The 22,715-nt window shown below is 52.1% G+C and carries 24 protein-coding genes and 1 tRNA gene; 15 read left to right on the top strand and 10 right to left on the bottom strand.

Going from position 1 to position 22,715, the window contains the following annotated elements:
• Positions 1-36: 36 nt before the first annotated feature.
• A complete protein-coding gene (locus tag A3193_RS10175) occupies positions 37-408 on the bottom strand; it encodes a hypothetical protein (RefSeq protein WP_069006532.1) in 372 nt (123 codons plus the stop codon).
• A 37-nt stretch (positions 409-445) separates the two neighbouring features.
• Here A3193_RS10175 and A3193_RS10170 point away from each other — a divergent pair, with 37 nt between their 5' ends.
• Positions 446-904 (top strand): hypothetical protein, encoded by a 459-nt coding sequence (locus tag A3193_RS10170; RefSeq protein WP_069014632.1) that lies wholly within the window; start codon positions 446-448, stop codon positions 902-904.
• Between the two features lie 41 nt (positions 905-945).
• Here A3193_RS10170 and A3193_RS10165 read toward each other — a convergent pair whose 3' ends face one another.
• The 5 genes from A3193_RS10165 to A3193_RS10145 all read right to left on the bottom strand — a co-directional run bounded on the left by A3193_RS10165 (position 946) and on the right by A3193_RS10145 (position 4,932).
• Complete coding sequence (locus tag A3193_RS10165; protein ID WP_235614950.1) at positions 946-1,272, bottom strand: c-type cytochrome; 327 nt, start codon at positions 1,270-1,272, stop codon at positions 946-948.
• A 114-nt stretch (positions 1,273-1,386) separates the two neighbouring features.
• Positions 1,387-2,199 carry a hypothetical protein gene (locus tag A3193_RS10160; protein ID WP_069014631.1) on the bottom strand — a complete coding sequence of 271 codons (813 nt, stop codon included), beginning with the start codon at positions 2,197-2,199 and terminating at the stop codon, positions 1,387-1,389.
• A 47-nt stretch (positions 2,200-2,246) separates the two neighbouring features.
• The gene (gene dsrP / locus A3193_RS10155; RefSeq protein WP_069014630.1) at positions 2,247-3,500 is read right to left on the bottom strand and encodes a sulfate reduction electron transfer complex DsrMKJOP subunit DsrP; all 1,254 of its coding nucleotides are present in this window, start codon (positions 3,498-3,500) and stop codon (positions 2,247-2,249) included.
• 14 nt (positions 3,501-3,514) lie between these two features.
• On the bottom strand, positions 3,515-4,543 hold the full coding sequence (locus tag A3193_RS10150) for a 4Fe-4S dicluster domain-containing protein (RefSeq protein WP_069006536.1): 1,029 nt from the start codon (positions 4,541-4,543) through the stop codon (positions 3,515-3,517).
• A 53-nt stretch (positions 4,544-4,596) separates the two neighbouring features.
• Positions 4,597-4,932 carry a hypothetical protein gene (locus A3193_RS10145; protein WP_069006537.1) on the bottom strand — a complete coding sequence of 112 codons (336 nt, stop codon included), beginning with the start codon at positions 4,930-4,932 and terminating at the stop codon, positions 4,597-4,599.
• Positions 4,933-5,585: 653 nt separating this feature from the next.
• Here A3193_RS10145 and A3193_RS10140 point away from each other — a divergent pair.
• Positions 5,586-6,776 (top strand): M23 family metallopeptidase, encoded by a 1,191-nt coding sequence (locus tag A3193_RS10140; protein ID WP_069014629.1) that lies wholly within the window; start codon positions 5,586-5,588, stop codon positions 6,774-6,776.
• Between the two features lie 134 nt (positions 6,777-6,910).
• Here the strand turns inward: A3193_RS10140 and A3193_RS10135 are convergent, their stop codons facing one another.
• Positions 6,911-7,450 carry a DUF1287 domain-containing protein gene (locus A3193_RS10135; protein WP_235614949.1) on the bottom strand — a complete coding sequence of 180 codons (540 nt, stop codon included), beginning with the start codon at positions 7,448-7,450 and terminating at the stop codon, positions 6,911-6,913.
• 277 nt (positions 7,451-7,727) lie between these two features.
• Here A3193_RS10135 and A3193_RS10130 point away from each other — a divergent pair, with 277 nt between their 5' ends.
• From A3193_RS10130 to A3193_RS10120, 3 genes are all read left to right on the top strand, one after another.
• Positions 7,728-7,928: a hypothetical protein gene (locus A3193_RS10130; RefSeq protein WP_069014627.1), complete on the top strand. Its 201-nt coding sequence runs from the start codon at positions 7,728-7,730 to the stop codon at positions 7,926-7,928.
• Between the two features lie 118 nt (positions 7,929-8,046).
• Positions 8,047-8,376: a helix-turn-helix domain-containing protein gene (locus tag A3193_RS10125; protein WP_069014626.1), complete on the top strand. Its 330-nt coding sequence runs from the start codon at positions 8,047-8,049 to the stop codon at positions 8,374-8,376.
• Positions 8,370-9,665 (top strand): type II toxin-antitoxin system HipA family toxin, encoded by a 1,296-nt coding sequence (locus tag A3193_RS10120; RefSeq protein WP_069014625.1) that lies wholly within the window; start codon positions 8,370-8,372, stop codon positions 9,663-9,665. The genes A3193_RS10125 and A3193_RS10120 overlap by 7 nt, the downstream gene beginning before the upstream one ends.
• Positions 9,666-9,802: 137 nt before the next feature.
• On the opposite strand, the gene A3193_RS10115 is transcribed toward A3193_RS10120, so the two are convergent.
• Positions 9,803-10,993, bottom strand: a complete 1,191-nt coding sequence (locus A3193_RS10115) for a serine hydrolase (RefSeq protein ID WP_083218474.1) — start codon at positions 10,991-10,993, stop codon at positions 9,803-9,805.
• A gap of 502 nt (positions 10,994-11,495) precedes the next feature.
• Here A3193_RS10115 and A3193_RS20555 point away from each other — a divergent pair.
• Entirely contained in the window at positions 11,496-11,657 is a 162-nt protein-coding gene (locus A3193_RS20555) for a protein-tyrosine phosphatase family protein (RefSeq protein WP_155523057.1), read from the top strand.
• On the opposite strand, the gene A3193_RS10110 is transcribed toward A3193_RS20555, so the two are convergent.
• Positions 11,636-11,722, bottom strand: a tRNA-Leu gene (locus tag A3193_RS10110). The genes A3193_RS20555 and A3193_RS10110 overlap by 22 nt on opposite strands.
• A 161-nt stretch (positions 11,723-11,883) precedes the next feature.
• On the opposite strand from A3193_RS10110, the gene A3193_RS10105 reads away from it, so the two are divergent.
• The 5 genes from A3193_RS10105 to ndk all read left to right on the top strand — a co-directional run bounded on the left by A3193_RS10105 (position 11,884) and on the right by ndk (position 17,129).
• Positions 11,884-12,717, top strand: a complete 834-nt coding sequence (locus tag A3193_RS10105; RefSeq protein ID WP_069006543.1) for a M23 family metallopeptidase — start codon at positions 11,884-11,886, stop codon at positions 12,715-12,717.
• A gap of 111 nt (positions 12,718-12,828) precedes the next feature.
• Positions 12,829-14,148 carry a TolC family outer membrane protein gene (locus tag A3193_RS10100; protein ID WP_069006544.1) on the top strand — a complete coding sequence of 440 codons (1,320 nt, stop codon included), beginning with the start codon at positions 12,829-12,831 and terminating at the stop codon, positions 14,146-14,148.
• A gap of 20 nt (positions 14,149-14,168) precedes the next feature.
• Positions 14,169-15,260 carry a chorismate synthase gene (gene aroC / locus A3193_RS10095; RefSeq protein ID WP_069014624.1) on the top strand — a complete coding sequence of 364 codons (1,092 nt, stop codon included), beginning with the start codon at positions 14,169-14,171 and terminating at the stop codon, positions 15,258-15,260.
• A 17-nt stretch (positions 15,261-15,277) separates the two neighbouring features.
• Complete coding sequence (locus tag A3193_RS10090; RefSeq protein WP_069014623.1) at positions 15,278-16,444, top strand: MFS transporter; 1,167 nt, start codon at positions 15,278-15,280, stop codon at positions 16,442-16,444.
• Between the two features lie 256 nt (positions 16,445-16,700).
• Positions 16,701-17,129: a nucleoside-diphosphate kinase gene (gene ndk, locus A3193_RS10085; RefSeq protein ID WP_069006547.1), complete on the top strand. Its 429-nt coding sequence runs from the start codon at positions 16,701-16,703 to the stop codon at positions 17,127-17,129.
• On the opposite strand, the gene A3193_RS10080 is transcribed toward ndk, so the two are convergent.
• Entirely contained in the window at positions 17,126-18,013 is an 888-nt protein-coding gene (locus A3193_RS10080; protein WP_069006548.1) for a LysR family transcriptional regulator, read from the bottom strand. The genes ndk and A3193_RS10080 overlap by 4 nt on opposite strands.
• Positions 18,014-18,136: 123 nt before the next feature.
• Between A3193_RS10080 and leuC the strand changes: the two genes are divergently transcribed.
• The 4 genes from leuC to asd all read left to right on the top strand — a co-directional run bounded on the left by leuC (position 18,137) and on the right by asd (position 22,607).
• The gene (leuC, locus tag A3193_RS10075; protein ID WP_069014622.1) at positions 18,137-19,540 is read left to right on the top strand and encodes a 3-isopropylmalate dehydratase large subunit; all 1,404 of its coding nucleotides are present in this window, start codon (positions 18,137-18,139) and stop codon (positions 19,538-19,540) included.
• 75 nt (positions 19,541-19,615) lie between these two features.
• Positions 19,616-20,254, top strand: a complete 639-nt coding sequence (gene leuD, locus A3193_RS10070) for a 3-isopropylmalate dehydratase small subunit (protein ID WP_069006550.1) — start codon at positions 19,616-19,618, stop codon at positions 20,252-20,254.
• Positions 20,255-20,266: 12 nt separating this feature from the next.
• Positions 20,267-21,343: a 3-isopropylmalate dehydrogenase gene (gene leuB, locus A3193_RS10065; protein WP_069006551.1), complete on the top strand. Its 1,077-nt coding sequence runs from the start codon at positions 20,267-20,269 to the stop codon at positions 21,341-21,343.
• Positions 21,344-21,491: 148 nt separating this feature from the next.
• Positions 21,492-22,607 carry an aspartate-semialdehyde dehydrogenase gene (gene asd, locus A3193_RS10060; protein ID WP_069006707.1) on the top strand — a complete coding sequence of 372 codons (1,116 nt, stop codon included), beginning with the start codon at positions 21,492-21,494 and terminating at the stop codon, positions 22,605-22,607.
• Positions 22,608-22,715 lie beyond the last annotated feature (108 nt).

Below are 22,715 nucleotides of genomic sequence, written 5' to 3'. Positions count from 1 at the left end.
CTCTGAGGCTAACAAAAATCTGTATAATTTCTGTACTCATTCGAACTCTGTCTCATCGCTCTGAAACATTCTGGCGACTTCAAAACGAAGCCGTTTTTCAATGCCAAGGCCTTGCCAGCCATGGTTATGATTTTTCACTCCCAATGCCAGGGGGAGTCCGTTACTGTTTCTGATAAGTAACGTTTCAGTCTCATCATCCGAAATCTGGCTGATGATTTGCTCTCCGTACTGATCCTGATAGTCCACATCACCCTCTGTGTCCCATAGATCACTCTGTCTATCATCAAGGGTAACCACGGCCAATGGTTTTCCATCCATCATGCGGATGAACTGATTTATCTCATCCATGGTGCGAAGTCTGGATTCTTCTACAGGATCTTCGCTAAACTTCAGAGTGTATTCAGGCATACGTTATCCTTGTTGGAGAAACTAATGAGAGATTGTCATGACAGATCATAAGCCCAAGGTCAAAAAACGAGCGGGGAAGGTCGTCCACAGTGCTGTCTCGCTGCACGCCCGGGAAAAAGCGGAAGAGATACGCGGACGCTATGATCGGGTAATTGATTACCAGACTGTACTTGAGATGCTTGAGGATCGAAAATCCGTCCGCTATCCGGTAGAGCTCAGATTTGTCTCCGAGGGTATCGATCCCGGTATGTTTGCCAGAACTGAACCAGTCTCGGAGAATCCCGAAGACGGTTACACCATCATGCTGCATAGCTATTTTGAAAATCGGCACGACGATCTTCCTATGCTCATCCTCTATCAATTGGTGCTGGTCAACTATGGCGATCTCGCTACAGCCAACGATGCAGAAATTTTCGGTGCAACCATCCTCGGGTTGGACCGCGATACCTATTATCAGCAGGTTGCTGCTTTGGTTGATGACGTCTGGTCTGATTGATGCAGATGATTCAACCAATTGGCGCTGTTTGGATCTAAAAATCATTCAGACAGTGACGCAAGCCATTTTGCCAATACGGCAATCTCTTCGTCACTCACCAGGTGCATGACATTTTGCATCGCGACAGAATGTGCGTTTGTCCTGTAACCGTTCTTGATATCTTTCATTTGCGTCAAGAGATAGGCCTCAGCTTGGCCGGCTAATTTTGGATACTCATCCATCACAGGCTGTTTGCCATTGGCGCCATGGCAGGCAATACAGGTTCGTTCGTGATAGAGCTCCGCTGCATCCATGGCCATTGTGCAGACCGGTAATATAAAAAGGACGATAAATAGAGTTGCGCTGATCATTCTGGGTTGACTTATCATGACAATTTTCCGTGTATAAACTGGATAGGATCCGAGTATGGAGTAAACGAGCCTTGCTTTATAAACACTGGATTCATCGTATGTTATTTGAATGCATAGATTCAGCCTGTGGCATCACTCATGACCTGTTTCATCCGGGTGTGCCCCATGATGCATCCGTTCGTGATCCGCATTGACCATTCCCTTGGGCAGGTTAGGCGCCGGTTCTGGACGTAACTGAGCAAAGCCTGAGTTTCTCTCCTTCTGTTCAACGTCGTGTGGATTATGACATTCAGTACAGACCCACCAGCGTTTCTTTCCTCCTTTGTCCCACATACCGATACGCTTGCCATGGAGACCATCCCGCCAGGCCCGATAGACCTGCCCATGGCATTTTCCACACAGCTTCTGGGGCTGGTTGAAACTGATTGAGTAACCGAAATTGTCAATCAGTTTGGTGCGTTCCACCAGATGGTGACAATCCAGACACCAGATGTTTCCCTTACCATGCTTGAGATTCATCGCATCTGGTACCGTGTCCAGATGCATTTTAAGTGGGCGTGGAGTCTTGCTATGGGGAATCGGTACATAGTTGCCATCATGACAGGCCATGCTGCATATGGTCAGCATTTTATTTTTATCGAGTTCTGGCTCACGGGGTTTCACCACCGCCTCTTCATTGGAGTAATCTGCTTCGATATCCATATCTCCCATAGGAATGGTGCCTGCAAACGGGTCACCCCACCAGAGAACGCCCCCGGTGGTTGATGAGCACTTGACATTAACCAGCCCAGGGCTGATTTCACGAACCCTGACCTGTGACATGCCGTCCCGGCTCTCGAAACACTCCTGGTCAGTCTGATTTTCTGTGGCCAGCAGAGGGCTGGTGAATAGAAAAAGCAGCAGACATAAACCAAACAGTGTCTGATGATTTCGATAGCATGTCATGTTTTTCTCCAAATCGAGTATGCCTGTTCATTCCAAGCTTCATTCACTCAGGTTGCTGCTTCTGCCTGCTGCTCTGAAACTGCCTGTTTGCTGGTTTCGGTTCTGTAACGAACCTCTCCCTGCAGTACCGCCACTGCGCCTTTCAGCATGAAGGTGAGCAGGAAGAAACCAATTGCCCAGATACCACCCACCACCATCAATTCAATATGGCTTGGGGTATACTCTGCGAACTCGCCAACCGGGGTTGGAATCACGCCGGGCAGCATCAATCCCATACCTTTTTCGATCCAGATGCCGACGAATGCGGCAATACAGACGAACGGCAGCAGGGTAAGATTTTTTCTTATCCTGGGGATCAGCAGCAGTATGAAGGATCCCACCATCAATGAGAGCGCTGTCCAGAAAAAGGGCACCAGACTATTCAGACCATTGTGTCCAAACATCAGATATTGTAGTCCCAGGGAGTGTTCGGTCGCGGGGTAGAGTTCAGTCACAATTTCCGACATGGTCAGAAACAGTGCGATACCAAGACACCAGACCACAATCTGTGAGAGTAGATGGAAGGCTTCATCGGCGATCTTCATGGGGGTGAAACGGCGTACCAGTAAAAACACAACAATGATGAGTGATGGTCCGGCAGCAAATGCGGTGGTGATGAACTTGATTGGCATCATCGAATGGAACCACATAGGACGTGCCGGCATGGTATTGATCAGGAATGCAGTCACAGTGTGGATACTCAATGCCCATACAATGGCAATATAGACAACCGGCAGATAGAAGGATTTATTGATTTCACCACCACTATATTTCTTATAGAGGTAGTAGTAGCCTCCAATGATATTCAACAACAGATAGCCATTCAGCACGATCACATCCCATGTCAGCATGGCATGTGGAAAGTTGAAAATGCCGATAACCGGCAGTAGATGCCAGAGTCGGTCGGGTCTTCCCATATGTGCAATCACAAACAGCAGGCACATGACTACCGCGGCAATGGCGATCATTTCACCCAGCACCACGATTCGATGAAGCTCTTTGTGTTTATAGACGTAGGCGGGAAAAACCACAGTCACTGCAGCCGCTGCCACACCTACCATGAAGACAAAATTGGCCAGATAGAATCCCCAACTGACTTGATCGTTAAGATTGGTGACAATCATGCCATTGGCGATCTGTACATACTCGCCATAACCCCAGAGCATGATGAAAAACAGCAGGAACAGCATCCAGAGCCAGAATAGGATACCGCCGGTAAACCCTGCCTTGAGGTAATCGACCACAAACTGAAGAAAGCGCATTATGGGGTCTCCCATTAATCCATGTAGTAGAAAAACTTTGGATAGGTGTTGAGGTCTGCTCGCAGACGGAACACCTTCTTCTTGGCCAGAACCTTACGGATTTCACTGTTCGGATCCAGCAGGTTGCCGAATTTGCGGGCTCCTACCGGGCAGACCTCGACGCAGGCCGTCCAGCGGCCCTTGCGGGTACGTTGAACACAGAAGCTGCACTTCTCGACAACCCCTTTCATACGTGGACGATTACCAAGATAGTGAGTGACAGGATTCATCTCCTCCTTGGGTAGATTGGGTTCACCCCAATTGAAACGCCTTGCCCAGTAGGGGCAGGCGCCAATACACATACGGCAGCCAATGCACCAGTTGTAGTCGATGACGACGATACCATCCGGATCACGGTAGGTTGTTCGTACCGGACAGACCTTGACGCAGGGTGGCTTCTCACACTGCATACACTGCATGGGAAAATAGAAGGCGTCCTTTTCGGGAACCTGTTCCGGCTCATAGTAGTGTTGGCCTTCCAGTACAACACCGGCTGGTTTGTAGGCATTTCCGCCGACCTGAACGCCAAATGATTCCGGATAGCCATGCTGATCCCTGTCCGCTTCTGAAAACTTTCCCTTTTCCATGCGCAATACCCGGATCCACTCGATCTGCTGCTCATCTCCGCGGGACTGATTATTCTCGGCGACACAGGCCTTCACGCATCGACGACAACCGATACACTTCTGAATATTCAGTGCATATCCGAACAGAACCCCCTCGATGGAGGGGGTGCCATCGACTGTAACCTGTTTGCCGTACTCTTCGGAATAGCGGGTCTCGAGGCGTTCGATGGCCTCTTGTTTCTCCTCGTCTGTCATCAGTCGATAGTTCTTCTGGAAGTGCTCCTCCCAGGTCACATTGGCCTTTGCCGGTTTCGGATCGGAGAGCAGCATTGCTGCGCCGGAGAGTGAGGCCACCGTATAATTTCCTGCACTGCGCAGGAAATCCCGGCGGCTGGTGAGTTTGTTATCTTTTGTTTTGCTCGAATCTTGTTTCGGCATGGTTGTCCTCTGATCGAGTGGCTATCAAATAGGCGTGAACCAGCTCATGCTGCTCAGGTTTTGTTGTTGTAGTTATCAATGAACGATTGCAGCATTGCCTCCTTCTCCCGGTTGGTCATTACCACATATTCTCTCTGACTGAGTTCTGTCTCTCCTTGTGTGGCATCTTGATGGTATTTCTGTTTCAAGTCGGGCTCTGGAACCGCATCGACAACGCTCTTCGCCAATCCTGCGGTTCCAGTGACACCTGCTGCACCGATGGCTGCCTGCCTGAAGAGTCGTCTGCGGACTGGATTGGGCTCATCAGAGCTTTTCAGATCAGATTTCTGCTGATTTTTATAATCACCGAACAACCATTGCTCTATTTGATTGAGCCACTGTTTAATCATCTAGGTCACCCCATGGCCTGTGTCAGTTTTCAAATGATTCTGTTACAGGTCACAATGCCAGCCGGCATCGATTCACTGTTGGCAGTAAGCAAGCCCGATTGGTACAACACGCTGTGATGTTGGCTTTTATGGCAAACGTGCGAACTGATTCATAAGAAAACAGCAAACCTTATGCCAGGTATGCGATGGTGCAGATATCCCTTTGTCTACTATGGAAAAAAATTGAACGGCGGGGATACCATGCAAACCAAGAACATGACAAATTGTCGTGTCAATCCATGGGGTAATTGGTAACTACTTGTTATTTAAAGAAAATTAACATGCCAAATTGGCGGGTCCGGATTTTTAACTGAACGTCCCGGTTAGAGCGCCGCTGTCGTGAATATTCAATGGTTTGTGGCAGGATGATTGATGCATCGGCAAGCCCAACATCAACAATTCGGTGGCGCTGTCACACTTAGAAACAGGAGTTTAAAAATCCGTTCACTGGTAATAATGAAAAAGTGGCCATCGGAAGAGCCTGGCTCAGATTTTACTGATCTTCCGGAGGTGTGAAGTAGGGACATGTTCTGCTCCTGAATGCCTAAAAACCACATGAATGGTAAGTCTATACTTCCAATAGGGTTAACAGAACACCATAAGGGGAGTGCGCCATGTCCAGCTCCAATATCTCGAATCAGATCGCGATAGGAAAAGTTGCTTGGTTCCTGGGAGTGCTTCTCTTATTGACGATCGGTTGTGGAGGGGGTGGTGGAGGTGGCGAGAATAGTGACAGCGATACCCAGACTGATACTGACAGCGTGGATGAGACAACACCGGATACAGACAATCAGTCAACAAGCTTCAATTTCCCGCCACTGGACCTGTCGAAGGTTGAGTTCATACTCCCGCTCGGAGGGATGATCGGTAATCATGTCACTCCAATCGATCACCAGTACTATGTAGCCCCGGATTTTGGTGAGAATGAAGCCATAGAGATCGATGTCTATGCGCCGGCTGATGGTACAGTGACCAGCATTCAACACATGGGGAATTTCAATAACGATGACTACAGGTTTGTTGTCGATCACGCAAACAATCTGCAATCGATCTACATCCATGTGGATAATCTTTCTGACAAACTGGCTCCCTACGCACCGACAGATGGTCAATTTATCAATACCAACATCACAGTCACAGCCGGAGAAGTGCTGGGCAGCTATTCTGGTTCTGTGGATTACAATCTGGTGGATTACAACATGACCCTGACGGGATTCATCAACCCCAGTAGTTACAATGCAGAGCCCTGGAAGATTCACACGCCGGATCCATTTGACTATTTTAACGACACCATTCGTGCCGCCCTGATTGCCAAGTCCCTGAGAACGGTGGAACCCATCGGTGGAAAGATCGATCATGATATCAACGGCCGGCTGGTGGGTAACTGGTTCGAAGAGAATACCAATGGCTATGCCGGCCTGGACCAAAACAACTACTGGCTAGGGCATCTATCTTTTGCCTATGACTATATCGTACCTAGCCACATCATCGCCTCTTTCGGTGACTATGCGGGTGAGCAAAAACAGTTCGGGGTACTGGGAAACTCTCCGGATCCGGCGGAGGTCTCAATTTCAAGTGGTCTGATAAAATATGACCTGGTCAGTTACGACTACTACGACAATGGCATACCCTGGGACAGATCCAGCTTCACTCAGGGACTGGAGATGGATAACTACACGTTTATCGATGCAGTCGTGCTGGTTCAACTGTTGGAAGCGGGGCGTCTGAAAGTCGAGATCTTTCATGGTCAGACCTCTACTGATGTATCCGGCTTCACAGAGGATGCCAAAATCTATGTCAGGTAGAGGTAGCGCTTAAGACGGTCTCGGTTGTTTACTGCCTTAGCCAAGACGAAACTGCTCGTGTCCCTATCGACATCCCAACGAATCTCGGGAATCTGCTGGATCGGCCAACCAATACGAGATCTCGATGGTCCAGGCTAGCGATCAGGCCAGTAGCGATAGTGCCCGGTAATCTGATAGTGGAACAAAATATCCTCGACAACTGGACCGGCACCAATGTTATGCACAATGAGAGGGGTGCGACTACCCTGATCGAGTTGATTACTGACAATGCCGATATGCGGGAGGTTACCCGGTAACCGCCAGGTTACCAGATCGCCGGCCTGATAGTCTGCGGCATTTTGAGTCACCGGCAATGCAATACCGTGTCGGCTAAAGAAGGTTTGTAAAATTGGTACCCGTCGATGATCGATATTCGGATCGGGCCGGGTCAAACCCCAGATTCTGTGTGAAGGGTACTCACTGAAATGTTTGGCAATGTCCTCATGCACGAGCTGTTGCAGATCCAGATCTAAAGCGCGATAGCTGCGAATAACCAGATCGGTGCAGACTCCGGTGTTGGGGGGAACATCTCCACCGGGGTAGGGAATCGAATGGTAGGAGCCATCATATCGCACGCTGTGTTGGGTACGTTCCAATGCGGCTGTTACCAGTGCGGTCTGGAAGGCATCAGCCAATACAGGTGTCGAAAGCAAAAACAAGATGACGAGAATAGAGCCAGTGCAATGTTGTGCAATATAAGGGCTGAAAGGTTTCATGTCGTTACAAAAAAGTGCTCTGGATTATTTGATCTGTCTACTGATGATAATCGTACTTTGAAGCCGAATAGATCGACAACAGTTTGTCAGTAACCGCTTCCGCCCGGGATTGGTTTGAGACTATCGACTGAATTTCAGTGGATAGGGCAGCGTCATCTCCAAATCCGGGAGATGGTCGGCTGAAGGAAAAAGCCAGGTGCTTGAAGCGAGTAGCCTTCTGCTGAAAAAAACTGTTTTGTGGTTCAGGCAACAGAGAGACGATGGGGTATGGGTGAAAACTTTGTCAGCACGCCAAGCAGTGAATTCCTGTCAATACGATAAAAAACAGGTTATAGAAAGTATACAAAAGGAAAAAATATACCTATTAAAACCAAGAAAATGGATGAAAGATAAATAATTACCCATAAAATATTGAGTTTGTGTATGGTTATGGCTAATATAAGGTAAAAATATACCTTTAATGTGTTATTTATCATTATAAAAGGAAGAAAATGACCTCTAGAAGCCTTTATAGGATGAGTGATCTGGCTCTGGCATCGGAAGTGGGGGGGCGCATCGAACAGCTGCGCCTTGAGGCCAATATTACCCAGAAGACGATTGCTGACCAGTTGGGTATAACCGCAAAAACCTACCGCTCGACAATCCAGGGGCATGGCAAGTTTGAGACCATGATCGGAATTTTACGGGTATTGGGTAAGCTGGAACTGGTGGATGCTTTTGTACCTGAGACTCCGTTAAGTCCGCTGATGCTGATGGAACTCAAGGGGCGTAAGCGGAAGCGGGCTGCACCCGCAAAAGAAGAGGTCGTGAGTATGGATGATGAAAAGGATAATCTGGGATGGTAGATAGGATCCAGATAGCTCAAGTGAAACTGTGGGATAAACTGGTTGGTGCGTTGGCATTTGATGAGCAGACGGGGCTGGGTACATTTGAATTCACCAAAGCGTGGCGGGAGAGTGGGCTGCAGATATCACCACTGCATCTGCCAATCAGTGATCGTAAATATCAGTTTCCCGAGTTGAACCGGGCTACCTACAAAGGTTTACCGGCGGCCTTTGCCGATTCGTTACCGGATGATTTCGGTAATGCCGTGATTGATGCCTGGCTGGCGCGTCAGGGAAGGGATCCTGGCTCCTTCACCCCGGTTGAACGGCTGCAATATATGGGGCAGCGAGGCATGGGAGCACTGGAATATTTCCCGCAACCGGGTGATCGACCCAGGAAAGCGGGAGAGCTCAATCTTGAGAGTCTGGCAGAGATGGCTCAGAAGGTGATCGATGGTCGTACCAATCTGCAACTGGATGCAGATACAGATGGTCTGGAAACCCTGTTTCAGGTCGGGACTTCAGCCGGCGGAGCCCGGGCAAAAGCGGTTGTTGCCGTCGACAAGGCTCGGCGTAGAATTCGCAGTGGTCAGGTGGTGCTGGAAGATGGCTATGAGCACTATTTGCTTAAGTTCGATGGGATTGTGGAGTCAAACCGAACCCAACAGACATTCGGCGATCCTCAGGGATATGGCCGGATGGAATATGCCTACTACTTGATGGCCAGAGCGGTCGGTATTGATATCTCTGAGTGTGAGTTGCTGCAGGAGGGGGATCGGGCGCATTTTCTAACCAGGCGATTTGATCGGCAGGGGGATCGAAAACTTCACTACCAATCTCTTTGCGCCATGGATCATGCGGATTACAAGCAGCCTGGGCACTACAGTTATGAAGCGCTTTTCGGCGTATTACGCAGTTTACGTTTCAATCGTCCGACAGCATTGGAACTCTACCGGCGGATGGTTTTCAACATCGTGGCTCGCAATCAGGATGATCACACCAAGAACTTTGGCTTTCTGATGCAGGAAGATGGCCGTTGGACTCTGGCGCCGGCTTTCGATCTCGCCTACAGCTACAGAGCGGACTCGAAGTGGGTCAACAGTCATCAGTTGACACTGAATGGCAAGCGGGATGACTTCACCCGGGCTGATCTGTTACAGCCTGCAGAACGATTCAGGCCAGAGGCGAAAAGAATCATCCAGCAGATCACCGACACAGTAGCCGATTGGTCCGGTTATGCAGCAAAAGCAGGGGTACCTAAGAAGCTTTCAGAGGTAATTAAAAAGAATCATCGCCTGCATCTGAATTGAGAAACAGAAGTGAGCTTTTTTTACCTGAACAGGCTATCATTCTATCCTTTGCCGACAATTTGTGGTTTTGATTTAAACCGGTTTCCATGATTGTTCAACAATCTGTCATGCCAGCGAAAGGGGGGAGTTGAAAAGTCTTAAGCACCGTTGTGTTGGGCTATGACCCCTTTGTATACAATCGCGGAGACATTGCGAATGATTTCACTGCGTGAGCGTATCCAGCTGGTGTAGTTCTGAGCGCTGCGCTGTTTTTCTATAATGCCGATCAGAATATAGGGGTAGCGTTTACCATCTGCGCCTTTGACGCTTAAGATCCCCATATCGCCGCAGACTCGCGCGGTGCTGCCGGTTTTATTGTAGACACGGGTTCCCTTAGGGACTTCAGGTACACCGGTATAGATGCGGTCTGAGCTGGGCAGGGCCATCAGACGCTTGATCTCCCGGGCGCCAGCGATCTTTTTGTTCCAGACGGCATACAGGAATCGACTGTAGTCATGTACCGACGCCCTGTTTTTGTAAGTGCGTCCGTTTGCAGGGATATACTCAACCAGCAAGGTATCCTGAAAGATCGCTGGATAGTTTTTCTCAAGAATCTTTTGAACACTTCTGGGGCCTCCAACCTGACGAATCACCCAGTTGGTTGAGGGATTGTCGGAGTGTTGGATCATGCGTTGCATGTGCCGACGGCTTTTCGGTCCATACACCAGTTTTCCCTGCTTCACTTTATGGAAAAACGCGGCAGCGATAAAAGGCTTGACCAGACTGGCGGCCTGGAACTGGGTGTCCTCGTTGATGGTGACCAGTTTCTTACCTGTGGTGAAGTCGAATACGGACCAGCCGGTCCGTTCATCTCTGGCGATCTTGCCGGTACGACGCAACTCACCAATATAGGCTTCCACAGCCGTTTCGAGATCCTGGATCTGCTTGCGTTGCGAAACCGTCTTGACCGGTTTGCTGGAAGGCTCGATCTTCTGGGGCAGGGTGGCGTTACCTGCGAGTTGCCAGTTGCGTGCCTTGATCGGGCTCACGGCATCCAGCCCCCTGGCGCGCAACAGTTTCGAATGGGCTTTAACAACCCGTGTCGTGGATTCGTTGTTGCCGTTACGCCGATAGATCAGGCCATACAGGTCACCCTTGGTGACGACTTTCAGATGTTTGCCCACTCTGGGGCCCAGTATATGGGCAACCTGGTCCCGATAATCCTGAACGCTGCTTAGATTGCGCGACCAGACATAGGAGATATCGTAACCCTGGGCTGCCACGACAGGAAGTGACAACAGGAGTGAGAGTAGCAGAGCCGCCAGAGTGGTGTAATGCTTTGAAAACATGGCCTGGTAATTTTGATATTCAAAATTAAATCAATGAATTACTGATCTATTTTAGAGTAAATTCATGGAAATTGGCAAGTATTGGCCAGCGGACGGCGAAAGATCACACCTGATTGATTAAGAGAGGATCTGGATTTGAGGTGATTCAAGCGATTGAATCCAATTAAATCCGGCACTCTGAAATGGTATACCCAATGCCACTTGCGCAAGCGGATGAAAAATCTGCAGACCAAACAATCGACGTTAAACACAGTATGATGAGTTTGGCGTTTGGTCCCATTCCTTGTGCCGAGTGGGGATCGAGTTCAGTAATCGATCGATATGAGATATTCAGCAACTGTAGTTGACTGACGGGATGAGACACGATGATGAATATATTGGAAATCGCCAATGCTTGGGGCAAGAACATCTTGCTGAGTACAGTAGCCTAAAAATAAGGAAGACTGACTGTTATACGTGTGGTCATCGAGCAGGATTGGGATCATTGAAATAAGATAGAGCTATGGAATTTATCGCTTTAAATAAATTAAGAATGGCTGTCGAGAGCGTCACAAACTACAGACGGGTATCGGACTGGATAGCATCTTCCGGGCAACCGGATGAGAATCAGTTTAAAGAGATCGCTCAAGCCGGCTATAAAGATGGTGCCGAGGAGAGGACTTGAACCTCCACGGGGTTGCCCCCACTAGCACCTGAAGCTAGCGTGTCTACCAATTTCACCACCTCGGCATGATGTGGTTTGCCGATGCTGATCGGCTGGAGACCGCGAACTCTACAAGCAGTTTCGGTGTCTGTCAATCTTTGGTTTGGATTCGTTATGTTGTAGGCTCGCCACAGTGGCCTGCCTGTCCCGGCTCAGAACAATTTAACCTAATAAAATGGACCCGCATATGATCTTCTCATCCAACATCAAAGGCTCATCCTTCCGCGGATTGTTACTCTTGCTGCTGCTGGCGCTACAACCAGCTATGGCGATGACCCTGGAGGGGGATTATGTTCAAGGTGGGATGTTGATCGGTCAGGTTGAGCCGGGCAGTCAGGTATCGGTCAACGGTAAATCGGTAAAGGTCTCCAAAACAGGGGAGTTTCTGGTCGGTTTTGATCGGGACGCCCCATTACAGTACAAGTTGGTGGTGAGCCGGGATGGCGAGCCCAGGCAGACCCGCCAGTTCACCATCAAGGCCCGCGAGTACCAGATACAGCGTATCGATGGATTGCCTCCGAGCAAAGTCACTCCGCCAGAACGGAACTGGGAGAGAATCAAAAAGGAGGTTGCACTGGTCAAGCAGGCGCGCGAGCTGAATGAGGATCGCACCGACTTCCTCAACGGTTTCATCTGGCCATCAAAGGGGGTGATTTCCGGTGTCTTCGGCAGCCAGCGTATTCTCAACGGAAAGCCAAGGCGGCCCCACTATGGTGTCGATGTCGCGGCACCGGTTGGTACACTGGTGGTCGCCCCGGCCGCTGGTGTGGTGACTCTGGCACATTCGGATATGTTCTACTCCGGGGGAACCTTGATCATCGATCATGGTCTGCAACTGTCGTCCTCTTTCCTGCACCTGAATAAGATCCTGGTGCAGGAGGGGCAGGTGGTAAAGCAGGGTGATCCGATCGCTGAGATAGGTGCCACCGGTCGGGTGACCGGCCCCCATCTCGACTGGCGTATGAATCTCCGAGCCGCCCGCATCGATCCGCAACTGCTGGTTCCACCCATGCCTGAATAGGACCAATCGGCACTTGATCGTGACCAGACCCTGATACTTATGGCCTGGTTAGTATGATAAAGTGCCCGTCATTCCAAAATCGATTAATTTCACGTTATCAATGGAAAAACAATGAGACCGACGAAGCACTTGGCGATACTTTTCCTGTTTCTATGGATGCCCCTTTCTCAGGCAGATGACTTGATGTCAGTCTACCGACTTGCCCTGGAAAATGATCCTCAGCTTCAGGCCGCTAAAGAACAGTTGAATTCGGCCCGTGAGTCGAAGAGCCTGGCCCGTTCCCAATTGCTGCCCACGATCGGTTTGGGTGCCACCTATGATGCGGTGCGCAGTGATGTAAAAACCCTGCAGGGCGCCTCGGTGGATGACACCAGCACCTACCGGGAGAGTGGTCTCGGATTGAATTTGACCCAACCGATCTATCGACGGGATCGGCTGGTGCAGCTGGAACAGTCAGACAGCACCATTGCCCAGGCGGAGGCGGACTTTGCTTCTGCTGAGATCGACCTGATGGTTCGCAGCACCACCGCCTATTTCGACATTCTCTCCGCTGAGGATGATCTGCGGGTGGCCAATGCAGAGCGCGAGGCGACCGGAAGACAGCTCGAACAGGCCCAGCAGCGTTTCGACGTGGGCTTGATCGCGATTACCGATGTGCATGAAGCCAAGGCGGCCTACGACGCAGCCCGGGCATCGGAAATTGCCGCAGAAAACAGCCTCGACAACGCCTGGGAGGCGCTGTTCGAAATCATTGGCTCTAAAGCGAAGAGCGATCTCGCCAAGCTAGGGGATGGATTGCTGCTCAATCCACCGGTCCCCAACAATCTTACGGATTGGTCGGATACCGCTCAGCAGCAGAACTACACCATCATCGCTGCCCGTTCCAACCTCAAGGTGCTCGAACAGGAGATTGATGTGAGCAAATCGGGACACTATCCAACCCTTGACCTGGTGGGTGGCTATTCCATTAACCGCAGTGACAGTGATCGGGCAACCGAAGCGGATACCGCCCGGGTCGGCCTCGCTCTCGAAGTGCCGATCTATACCGGTGGGGCTGTGAGCGCCTCAACCCGCCAGTCCCAGGCCAACTATCGTGCTGCCCAGCAGAGTCTCGATCAGACCCGCAGGGCGGTTAACCGTCAGGTTCGGGATGCCTTCCGCGGGGTGCTCTCCACCATCAGTCAGGTGGAAGCGTTGAAAGCGGCCACGGTCTCTGCCCAGAGCGCCCTGGAGTCGACTCAGGCCGGTTATGAGGTGGGTACCCGTACCATCGTGGATGTATTGAATGTGCAGCGTAACCTCTTCTCATCCCAGCGTGACTATCTAAACTCCCGTTATGGCTATATTCTCAACGGATTGGCGTTGAAATCCGCTGCTGGCAATCTCAGTGAGAGTGATCTGGAGACGGTCAACGGCTGGTTGGAAAAGTGATTCCCAAGAGGTAGGTTTCAGTGTCAGGCAATAGTATCGGCAAACTCTTTACAGTGACCTCATTTGGAGAGTCCCATGGACCCGCCATCGGCTGTATCGTGGATGGTTGTCCACCCGGGCTGGCGCTTAGTGAGGCGGACCTTCAGCATGACCTGGATCGCCGCAAGCCTGGCACTTCCCGTCATACCACACAGCGTCGTGAGGCCGATGAGGTGGAGATTCTGTCCGGGGTATTCGAAGGCAAGACCACCGGCACTCCGATCGGTTTGATGATCCGCAATACCGATCAGCGTTCCAAAGACTACTCCGACATCATGGACCGTTTCCGGCCGGGGCATGCGGACTATACCTATAACCAGAAGTACGGTTTCCGTGACTATCGGGGGGGCGGTCGCTCATCCGCACGGGAGACTGCGATGCGGGTGGCCGCCGGCGGTATCGCGAAGAAGTATCTGCAGCAGCGCTACGGCATCCAGGTGCGTGGTTATCTCTCCCAGATCGGGCCGATCCGGGCGGAGCAGTTTGATTGGGATCAGGTGGAGCAAAATCCATTCTTCTGCCCGGATGCCTCCAAAGTGGCCGAGATGGAAGCCTACATGGATGAGCTGCGTAAAGCAGGCAACTCCATCGGTGCGCGTATCAATGTCGTCGCCAGTGGCATGATTGCCGGACTCGGCGAACCGATCTTCGACAGACTCGATGCGGATCTGGCCCACGCTCTGATGAGTATCAATGCAGTCAAAGGGGTGGAGATCGGTGACGGTTTTCTCTGCGTGGAGCAGAAGGGCACCGAACATCGTGATGAGATGACACCGGACGGTTTTCTCACCAATCACGCCGGTGGCGTATTGGGTGGGATCTCCAGCGGCCAGGATCTGGTGGCTTCAATTGCGCTGAAACCCACATCCAGCCTGCGACTGCCCGGCCAGACGGTAAACCGCTCGGGTGAACCGGTGGAGGTGGTCACCAAAGGGCGCCATGATCCCTGTGTAGGCATTCGCGCCACGCCGATTGCCGAGGCGATGATGGCGATTGTGATCATGGACCATCTGTTGCGTCATCGTGGACAGAACATGGATGTGGAGTCCGGCCTTGCAGATCTGGAAAAGTAGGGCCTGGTAAAAACAGGATGCCATACTGGCGCCTCTCCGGTTTCTACTTCTTCTACTTCGCCTCTCTCGGAGCGATGTTGCCGTTCTGGGGGCTCTACCTGCAGGATCGGGGTTACTCCCCGGCAGAGATCGGTGAGTTGATGGCGGTGATCATGGTCACCAAGTTGATTGCACCGAACATCTGGGGGTGGATTGCCGACCATACCGGGCGGCGCATGCCGATTGTGCGTCTCGCTTCCCTGTTCTCAGTGATCTGTTTCATCGGAGTCTTCTTTGTTGAAGGCTACTGGGCACTGGCGCTGGTGATGATGCTGTTCAGCTTCTTCTGGAATGCCTCACTGCCCCAGTTCGAGGCAGTCACCATGAGCTATCTGCATGAACGGATTCAGCACTACAGCCGGATTCGTCTGTGGGGTTCGGTCGGTTTTATTCTGGCCGTACTGGCGCTGGGCTTCATGCTCGAGCAGTGGGGAGTTGGACTGGTACCGAAAGTGGTACTGGGACTCTATCTGGGAATCTTTCTCTACAGCCTGCTGGTACCGGAAAAAGGAGCCGGTGTGGTCCAGCATACACAAGGTTCGATTCTCGATGTGTTGAAACGCCGCGAGATCATCGCCTTTCTGCTGGTCTGCTTTCTGATGCAGGCGAGCCATAGCGCCTACTACGCCTTCTATTCCATCTATATGGAGGAGATCGGTTACAGCAGCAGCCTGATCGGGCAGCTGTGGGCTTTGGGTGTGGTGGTTGAGGTGTTGGTATTCCTGGTGATGCACCACCTGCTGCATCGTTGGGGTGCTCGAACGGTGCTGATTGCCAGTCTGGCAATCGCGGTGGTCCGCTGGATGCTGGTGGCGACAACTTCAGATCAGATGCCCATGGTACTGCTGGCTCAGGTGATGCACGCAGCGACTTTCGGTACCTTTCATGCCGCAGCTATTCATATGGTGCACCACTACTTTGTTGGCAAGCACCAGGGACGGGGACAGGCACTCTACAGCAGCATCAGTTTTGGCGCAGGCGGTGCTTTCGGCAGTCTGTTGAGTGGATATCTGTGGAGCGGCATGGGGCCGGAGGCACCTTATTGGGTTGCTGCTGGTTATGCGCTGATCGCCGTGATCATCGCCATGCGCTGGCTTGATCCTCGTGACGCTTCGTCAGGTCAGGCAGCGAAACAGGGTCAGTGAGTCGAACCGCAAATCACAGCAAAGCATCGCCAATAGGTTGTGTTGCTTTTCTGCTTTTATTGCGCTGCAGTGGTTACTTTAAATCGCAGCTAAACTGTATTTGCGCCAATTCGCGGTGATTCGTGCCCATTCGCGGCCAACTCAAGCTTGACACCATCCAGACAGATGAGTATTTTGCGCATCTGCTGCGCTGCAGCATGGATTTCCAGCCGGCAGCCGCTTTTTCTCAACCAGATTCTCTTCGGAGCCCTAAGCAATGGCCATTGAACGCACTTTTTCCATCGTCAAACCCGATGCGGTAGCGAAAAACCTGATCGGTAAAATCTATGCACGTTTCGAAGGCGCCGGTCTTAAGATCGTTGCTTCAAAGATGCTGCATCTCAGCCGTGAGCAGGCCGGGGAGTTCTATGCCGTACATAAAGAGCGTCCCTTCTATAATGACCTGCTCGATTTCATGACCTCCGGTCCGGTGATGGTTCAGGTGCTGGAAGGTGAGAATGCGATCAGCCGCAACCGTGAGATCATGGGCGCCACCAACCCCCAAGAGGCCGCATCAGGCACCATTCGCGCCGATTTCGCCGAGACGGTTGATGAGAATGCTGTGCATGGATCCGATGGTCCCGATACCGCCAAGGTAGAGATTGAATTTTTCTTTCCCGAAGGGATCTGCGAGCGTACCCGCTAAGCGACCTGAAGATTGCTCTGTGCCAGCAGCTGCTGGCGCATGGCATTTGCCACATTTGAGAGGGTTCGCTTGCGATGAGTCACGATCCCCAGTGAGCGACTCAACTGCAGTTCAGGCACCTCAAGTTTCAGAATCTGCCCCTCCTCAAGCAGTATTTCCGGCAGCAGGCTCCAGCCCAGGCCGATACTGGTCATCATTTTCAGCGTCTCCAGATAGTCTGTTGCCAAGGTGCAGTTGACACTCAATTGTCTGTCGTTGATCGACTGTTCCAACAGTGTGCGGGTATAGGTCCCCTTGGTTGGCAGTACCGCCGGATGGCTGACCAGCTGCTCGACACTGGTCGATTGCTGCTGCGCGAGATTATGATCTGGTCCGACTGCAAAACAGAGCGGGTCATGCCAGATCTTCAATGCATCAAGTGCCTCGATGGGATTGAGGGGCAGGGTGACCACAGCCATTTCCAGCTCACCATGTTCCACCGCCAGGCAGGCCTTTTCCGACTCCATGAAGCGGATATCCAATTCGGCTTTCGGATAGGCATCTGAAAAATTTCGCAGCACCGATGGCAGACGATGCAGACCGATATGGTGACTGGTACCCATCACCAGCCGACCCGAGATCTCCCCGGAGAGATTGGAGAGACCCCGTCGGATATCGGCCATCTCCTGCAGAATCTGCTCGGCTCGTGGTAGTAGTTGCCGACCCGCCTCGGTGAGGAGAACCTGTCTGCCCACCCGGTCGAAGAGGCGTACCGACAGCTCCTGTTCAAGTGCCGCGACCCGCTTGCTGACGGCGGGTTGTGTCAGGTAGAGGCCTTGGGCTGCATTGGAGAACGATCCTTCCCTGGCTACCTGGACAAAAGCGCGTAGTGATGCGAACTCCATAACTATTCCTAAAAAGAATGGAAAAAATGAAAAATATGAATTTGTATTATGTAGCACACTCCCCTATGTTTTGACTACCCGCCGTGACAGACGCTGTACAGCAGACCAGTAACAGGAGCAACAATGAGTGCCAAGACGCTTTACGACAAACTTTGGGAGTCCCATCTGGTGCGTACCGATGAGGATGGTACTGCGCTGATCTATATCGATCGCCACCTGGTGCATGAAGTGACTTCGCCCCAGGCCTTTGAAGGTCTGCGTCTGGCCGGGCGTAAACCCTGGCGTACCGAGGCCAATCTGGCCACCCCGGATCACAATGTACCGACCACCGAGCGTTCGGGCGGGGTGTCGACCATTGTCGATCCGGTCTCCCGGCTGCAGGTTGAGACCCTGGATCAGAACTGCCGGGATTTCGCAATCACCGAGTTTGAGATGCTCGATCCCAGACAGGGAATCGTGCATGTGATCGGTCCGGAGCAGGGGGCCACTCTGCCAGGTATGACCGTGGTCTGTGGTGACTCCCACACTTCAACCCATGGTGCCATGGGTGCCCTGGCTTTCGGTATCGGCACCTCTGAGGTTGAGCACGTTCTGGCAACCCAGTGCCTGATTCAGAAAAAGTCCAAGTCGATGCAGGTACGGGTCGATGGCCAGGTCGCTCCCGGGGTTACCGCAAAAGACATTGTGTTGGCGATCATCGGTAAAATCGGTACCGCTGGTGGTACCGGATACGCGATCGAGTTTGCCGGGGATGCGATTCAGGCACTCTCCATCGAAGGTCGTCTGACGCTCTGCAATATGGCCATCGAAGCGGGTGCCAGGGCCGGTTTCGTGGCGGTTGACCAGAAGACCATCGACTATGTCAAAGGTCGACCCTATGCCCCGCAAGGTGATGATTGGGAGAAGGCAGTAGCCTACTGGCAGACCCTGCACACCGATCCGGGTGCAGAATTCGACAAAGTTGTGACACTCGATGGGGCCACTATCAAACCTCAGGTAACCTGGGGTACCTCGCCTGAGATGGTGGTTGGCGTCGACCAGACGGTACCCGATCCGGCAGCTGAAGCGGATAAGGTGAAGGCGGACGGTATGCGCCGGGCGCTTGATTACATGGGGCTGGAGGCAGGTACTCCAATCTGGGATATTGCGGTGGATAAGGTTTTCATCGGTTCCTGCACCAACTCCCGTATCGAGGACCTGCGCGCGGCTGCAGAGGTGGCGAAAGGTCAACAGGTGGCATCCAACGTCAAGCTCGCTCTGATCGTACCGGGTTCGGGTTTGGTCAAGGCGCAGGCCGAGAACGAGGGTCTGGACCGGATCTTTGTCGAGGCGGGATTCGAATGGCGTGAGCCCGGGTGTTCCATGTGCTTGGCGATGAACGCCGACCGCCTGGAGCCGGGTGAACGTTGTGCATCCACTTCAAACCGCAATTTTGAGGGCCGACAGGGGCAGAGGGGGCGTACCCATCTGGTCAGTCCCGCCATGGCTGCAGCAGCGGCTATCCACGGTCATTTCGTTGAGATCTGATTAAAGAATTAACATTAGGTATTGTCTGTAATATACGGAAATAATTAAACTAATACTGAATTTGAGGAATAGAAGATGGAAAAATTCGAGACCTTTACCGGCACCGTCTGCCCCTTGGATCGATCCAATGTGGATACCGATGCCATCATTCCAAAGCAGTTTCTGAAATCGATCAAACGCTCCGGTTTCGGCCCCAATCTGTTCGATGAGTGGCGCTATCTGGATCATGGTGAGCCGGGTATGGATAACAGCAAGCGGCCACTGAATCCCGATTTCGTACTCAATGATCCCCGTTATCAGGGAGCTCAGGTGTTGCTGACACGGGAGAATTTCGGTTGTGGTTCATCCCGGGAACATGCTCCCTGGGCACTGGACGACTACGGATTCCGGGTCATTCTTGCCCCAAGTTATGCCGACATTTTCTTTAATAACTGTTTCAAGAATGGCATTCTGCCTGTTGTTCTTGATGAAAAAATAGTGGATGAACTCTTCGCTCAGGCAACCCTTGAGCAAGCACTCACCCTGACTGTGGATCTGCAGCAACAGCAACTTGTGGTCGGCGATTCCCAGCCCATCCCATTTGAAGTGGATCCTTTCCGTAAACACTGTTTGCTCAACGGGCTGGATGATATCGGCCTGACTCTGCAACATGTGGATCTGATCAAAGCCTATGAAGCGCGTCGAGCCGATGAAGCGCCGTGGCTCTTTTCTTGAGGTAATTTAGCGATGAGCAAACAAATTTTGATTCTGCCTGGTGACGGTATCGGGCCTGAGATTGTAACTGAAGCGGTGAAAGTGCTGGCGGCACTGCGCGATCGGTTTGGCTTCGATGTCGAGATGGATGAGGCGTTGGTCGGTGGTGCTGCCATCGATGCCACCGGTGGACCCTTGCCTGATGCGACACTGGATCTGGCCAAAGAGGCGGATGCCATACTGCTTGGAGCAGTTGGTGGACCCAAATGGGAGCAGCTCGACATCTCCATCCGTCCGGAGAAGGGATTGCTGGGTCTGCGTTCCGCACTCAATCTGTTCGCCAATCTGCGTCCGGCGATTCTCTATCCCCAGCTGGCGGATGCATCCAGTCTGAAAGCCGAGATTGTGGCCGGACTCGATATCATGATCGTGCGTGAACTGACCGGCGGTATCTATTTTGGGCAGCCCCGAGGTATCCGGGAGCTGGAGGGGGGAGAAAAACAGGGATTCAATACCCTGGTCTATCAAGAGTCTGAAGTCGACCGCATTGCCAGGGTGGCCTTTGATATCGCCAGAAAGCGGGATAGTCGTGTCTGTTCCGTGGACAAGGCCAATGTGCTCGAGTGTACCGAGCTCTGGCGGGAAGTGGTTACCCGTGTCGGTGAAGAGTATGCCGACGTCGACCTGAGCCATATGTATGTGGACAATGCGGCCATGCAGTTGGTGAAATGGCCGAAACAGTTCGATGTGATGGTCACCACCAACATGTTTGGCGATATCCTCTCCGATTGCGCTGCCATGCTGACCGGATCCATCGGCATGCTGCCTTCCGCCTCATTGGATGAGCAGGGCAAGGGCATGTATGAGCCGATTCACGGTTCAGCCCCCGATATCGCCGGGCAGGGCGTGGCCAATCCTCTGGCTACCATACTCTCGGTGGCGATGATGCTGCGTTACAGTCTGAATGAGCCGGAGATGGCTGATCGGGTGGAAGCGGCTGTCGACAAGGTATTGGACCAGGGTCTGCGTACCCCCGATATCTTTGCTGAGGGGATGACTGAGGTAAACTGTGAAACCATGGGTGATGCAGTTGTTGCTGCGTTGGATTGAGTGTGGTGGTATTAAGGTCTGGTGTCGGTGTGGCGAGTAGGCAGTGGCTGCTGAGGCAGAACTGATACCAGACTTCACCTATTTGATATAAGGTGTTAAACAGTCAGGGATGGTCCTGATCGATTAGTTTTAAACGGGTTTATTGAAGATGAAAAGAGTCGGTTTCGTAGGTTGGCGTGGCATGGTGGGTTCGGTACTGATGGGCCGGATGCGGGATGAGGGGGATTTCTCCCTGATCGATGAGCCGGTCTTTTTCACCACCTCCCAGGTCGGGCAGGCGGGCCCGGATATCGGTAAACCGATTCCGTCATTGAAGGATGCAACGGATATCGATGAACTGATGGCGATGGAGGCTATCGTTACCTGTCAGGGCGGTAGCTACACCAATCAGGTCTATGATCAATTGCGCGCCGCCGGCTGGCAGGGTTACTGGATCGATGCGGCATCCAGCCTGCGCATGAAGGATCACACCCTGATCGTGCTTGATCCGGTGAATGAGTCGGTGATCCGTGACGGTCTGGCTGATGGCCGGCGTGATTTTATCGGTGGCAACTGTACTGTCAGTCTGATGCTGATGGCGCTTGGCGGTCTGTTTCGTGAGGACCTGGTCGAGTGGACCACCTCCATGACCTATCAGGCGGCATCCGGTGCAGGAGCGCGTAACATGCGTGAACTGATCAGCCAGATGGGCGCTCTTGAGACGGCGGTACATGATCAATTGGTCGATCCCGCTTCTGCGATTCTGGATATCGATCGCAAAGTGGCCGATACCATGCGCGATGACGGATTCCCAACAGATAACTTCGGGGCTGCCCTTGCCGGAAGCCTGATCCCCTGGATCGATGTGCCGCTGGAAAACGGCCAGAGTAAAGAGGAGTGGAAGGGATTTGTTGAGACCAACAAGATCCTGGGACGAAGTGAGAACCCGGTACCAATCGATGGAACTTGTGTGCGAATTGGTGCAATGCGCTGTCACAGTCAGGCGTTGACCATAAAGTTACGTAAGGATGTGCCGATAGACGAGGTGGAGTCAATACTGGATGGCGCCAACAGTTGGGTAAAAGTTGTTCCCAACGAACGTGAACTGACAGTCGATGAGCTGAATCCCGCCAAGGTAACCGGCACACTGACTGTCCCCGTTGGGCGTTTACGTAAAATGAATCTGGGTGAAGAGTATCTGAATGCCTTCACTGTGGGTGATCAGTTGTTATGGGGAGCTGCAGAACCATTGCGGCGCATGTTGAGAATTCTGCTGGAAGGGTGACATGAAAAGCCAGCAGCTGTTCCTGAGTGTGCCATTATGGCAGTTCTGAGTCGGCCAGAGGGGGGTTGATCCTTCCCTCTGAGACCGGTCGTGCTGATTGTGAAAAGT

Source organism: Candidatus Thiodiazotropha endoloripes (assembly GCF_001708965.1).
GTDB lineage: Bacteria > Pseudomonadota > Gammaproteobacteria > Chromatiales > Chromatiaceae > Thiodiazotropha > Thiodiazotropha endoloripes.
This window is presented reverse-complemented; position numbering and strand designations above follow the sequence as displayed.

Coding starts and splice junctions, on each gene's coding strand:
- A3193_RS10175 (WP_069006532.1), bottom strand. CDS start 408: ATGCCTGAATACACTCTGAAGTTTAGCGAAGATCCTGTAGAAGAATCC.
- A3193_RS10170 (WP_069014632.1), top strand. CDS start 446: ATGACAGATCATAAGCCCAAGGTCAAAAAACGAGCGGGGAAGGTCGTC.
- A3193_RS10165 (WP_235614950.1), bottom strand. CDS start 1,272: ATGATAAGTCAACCCAGAATGATCAGCGCAACTCTATTTATCGTCCTT.
- A3193_RS10160 (WP_069014631.1), bottom strand. CDS start 2,199: ATGACATGCTATCGAAATCATCAGACACTGTTTGGTTTATGTCTGCTG.
- dsrP (WP_069014630.1), bottom strand. CDS start 3,500: ATGCGCTTTCTTCAGTTTGTGGTCGATTACCTCAAGGCAGGGTTTACC.
- A3193_RS10150 (WP_069006536.1), bottom strand. CDS start 4,543: ATGCCGAAACAAGATTCGAGCAAAACAAAAGATAACAAACTCACCAGC.
- A3193_RS10145 (WP_069006537.1), bottom strand. CDS start 4,932: ATGATTAAACAGTGGCTCAATCAAATAGAGCAATGGTTGTTCGGTGAT.
- A3193_RS10140 (WP_069014629.1), top strand. CDS start 5,586: ATGTCCAGCTCCAATATCTCGAATCAGATCGCGATAGGAAAAGTTGCT.
- A3193_RS10125 (WP_069014626.1), top strand. CDS start 8,047: ATGAGTGATCTGGCTCTGGCATCGGAAGTGGGGGGGCGCATCGAACAG.
- A3193_RS10120 (WP_069014625.1), top strand. CDS start 8,370: ATGGTAGATAGGATCCAGATAGCTCAAGTGAAACTGTGGGATAAACTG.
- A3193_RS10115 (WP_083218474.1), bottom strand. CDS start 10,993: ATGTTTTCAAAGCATTACACCACTCTGGCGGCTCTGCTACTCTCACTC.
- A3193_RS20555 (WP_155523057.1), top strand. CDS start 11,496: ATGGAATTTATCGCTTTAAATAAATTAAGAATGGCTGTCGAGAGCGTC.
- A3193_RS10105 (WP_069006543.1), top strand. CDS start 11,884: ATGATCTTCTCATCCAACATCAAAGGCTCATCCTTCCGCGGATTGTTA.
- A3193_RS10100 (WP_069006544.1), top strand. CDS start 12,829: ATGAGACCGACGAAGCACTTGGCGATACTTTTCCTGTTTCTATGGATG.
- A3193_RS10090 (WP_069014623.1), top strand. CDS start 15,278: ATGCCATACTGGCGCCTCTCCGGTTTCTACTTCTTCTACTTCGCCTCT.
- ndk (WP_069006547.1), top strand. CDS start 16,701: ATGGCCATTGAACGCACTTTTTCCATCGTCAAACCCGATGCGGTAGCG.
- A3193_RS10080 (WP_069006548.1), bottom strand. CDS start 18,013: ATGGAGTTCGCATCACTACGCGCTTTTGTCCAGGTAGCCAGGGAAGGA.
- leuC (WP_069014622.1), top strand. CDS start 18,137: ATGAGTGCCAAGACGCTTTACGACAAACTTTGGGAGTCCCATCTGGTG.
- leuD (WP_069006550.1), top strand. CDS start 19,616: ATGGAAAAATTCGAGACCTTTACCGGCACCGTCTGCCCCTTGGATCGA.
- leuB (WP_069006551.1), top strand. CDS start 20,267: ATGAGCAAACAAATTTTGATTCTGCCTGGTGACGGTATCGGGCCTGAG.
- asd (WP_069006707.1), top strand. CDS start 21,492: ATGAAAAGAGTCGGTTTCGTAGGTTGGCGTGGCATGGTGGGTTCGGTA.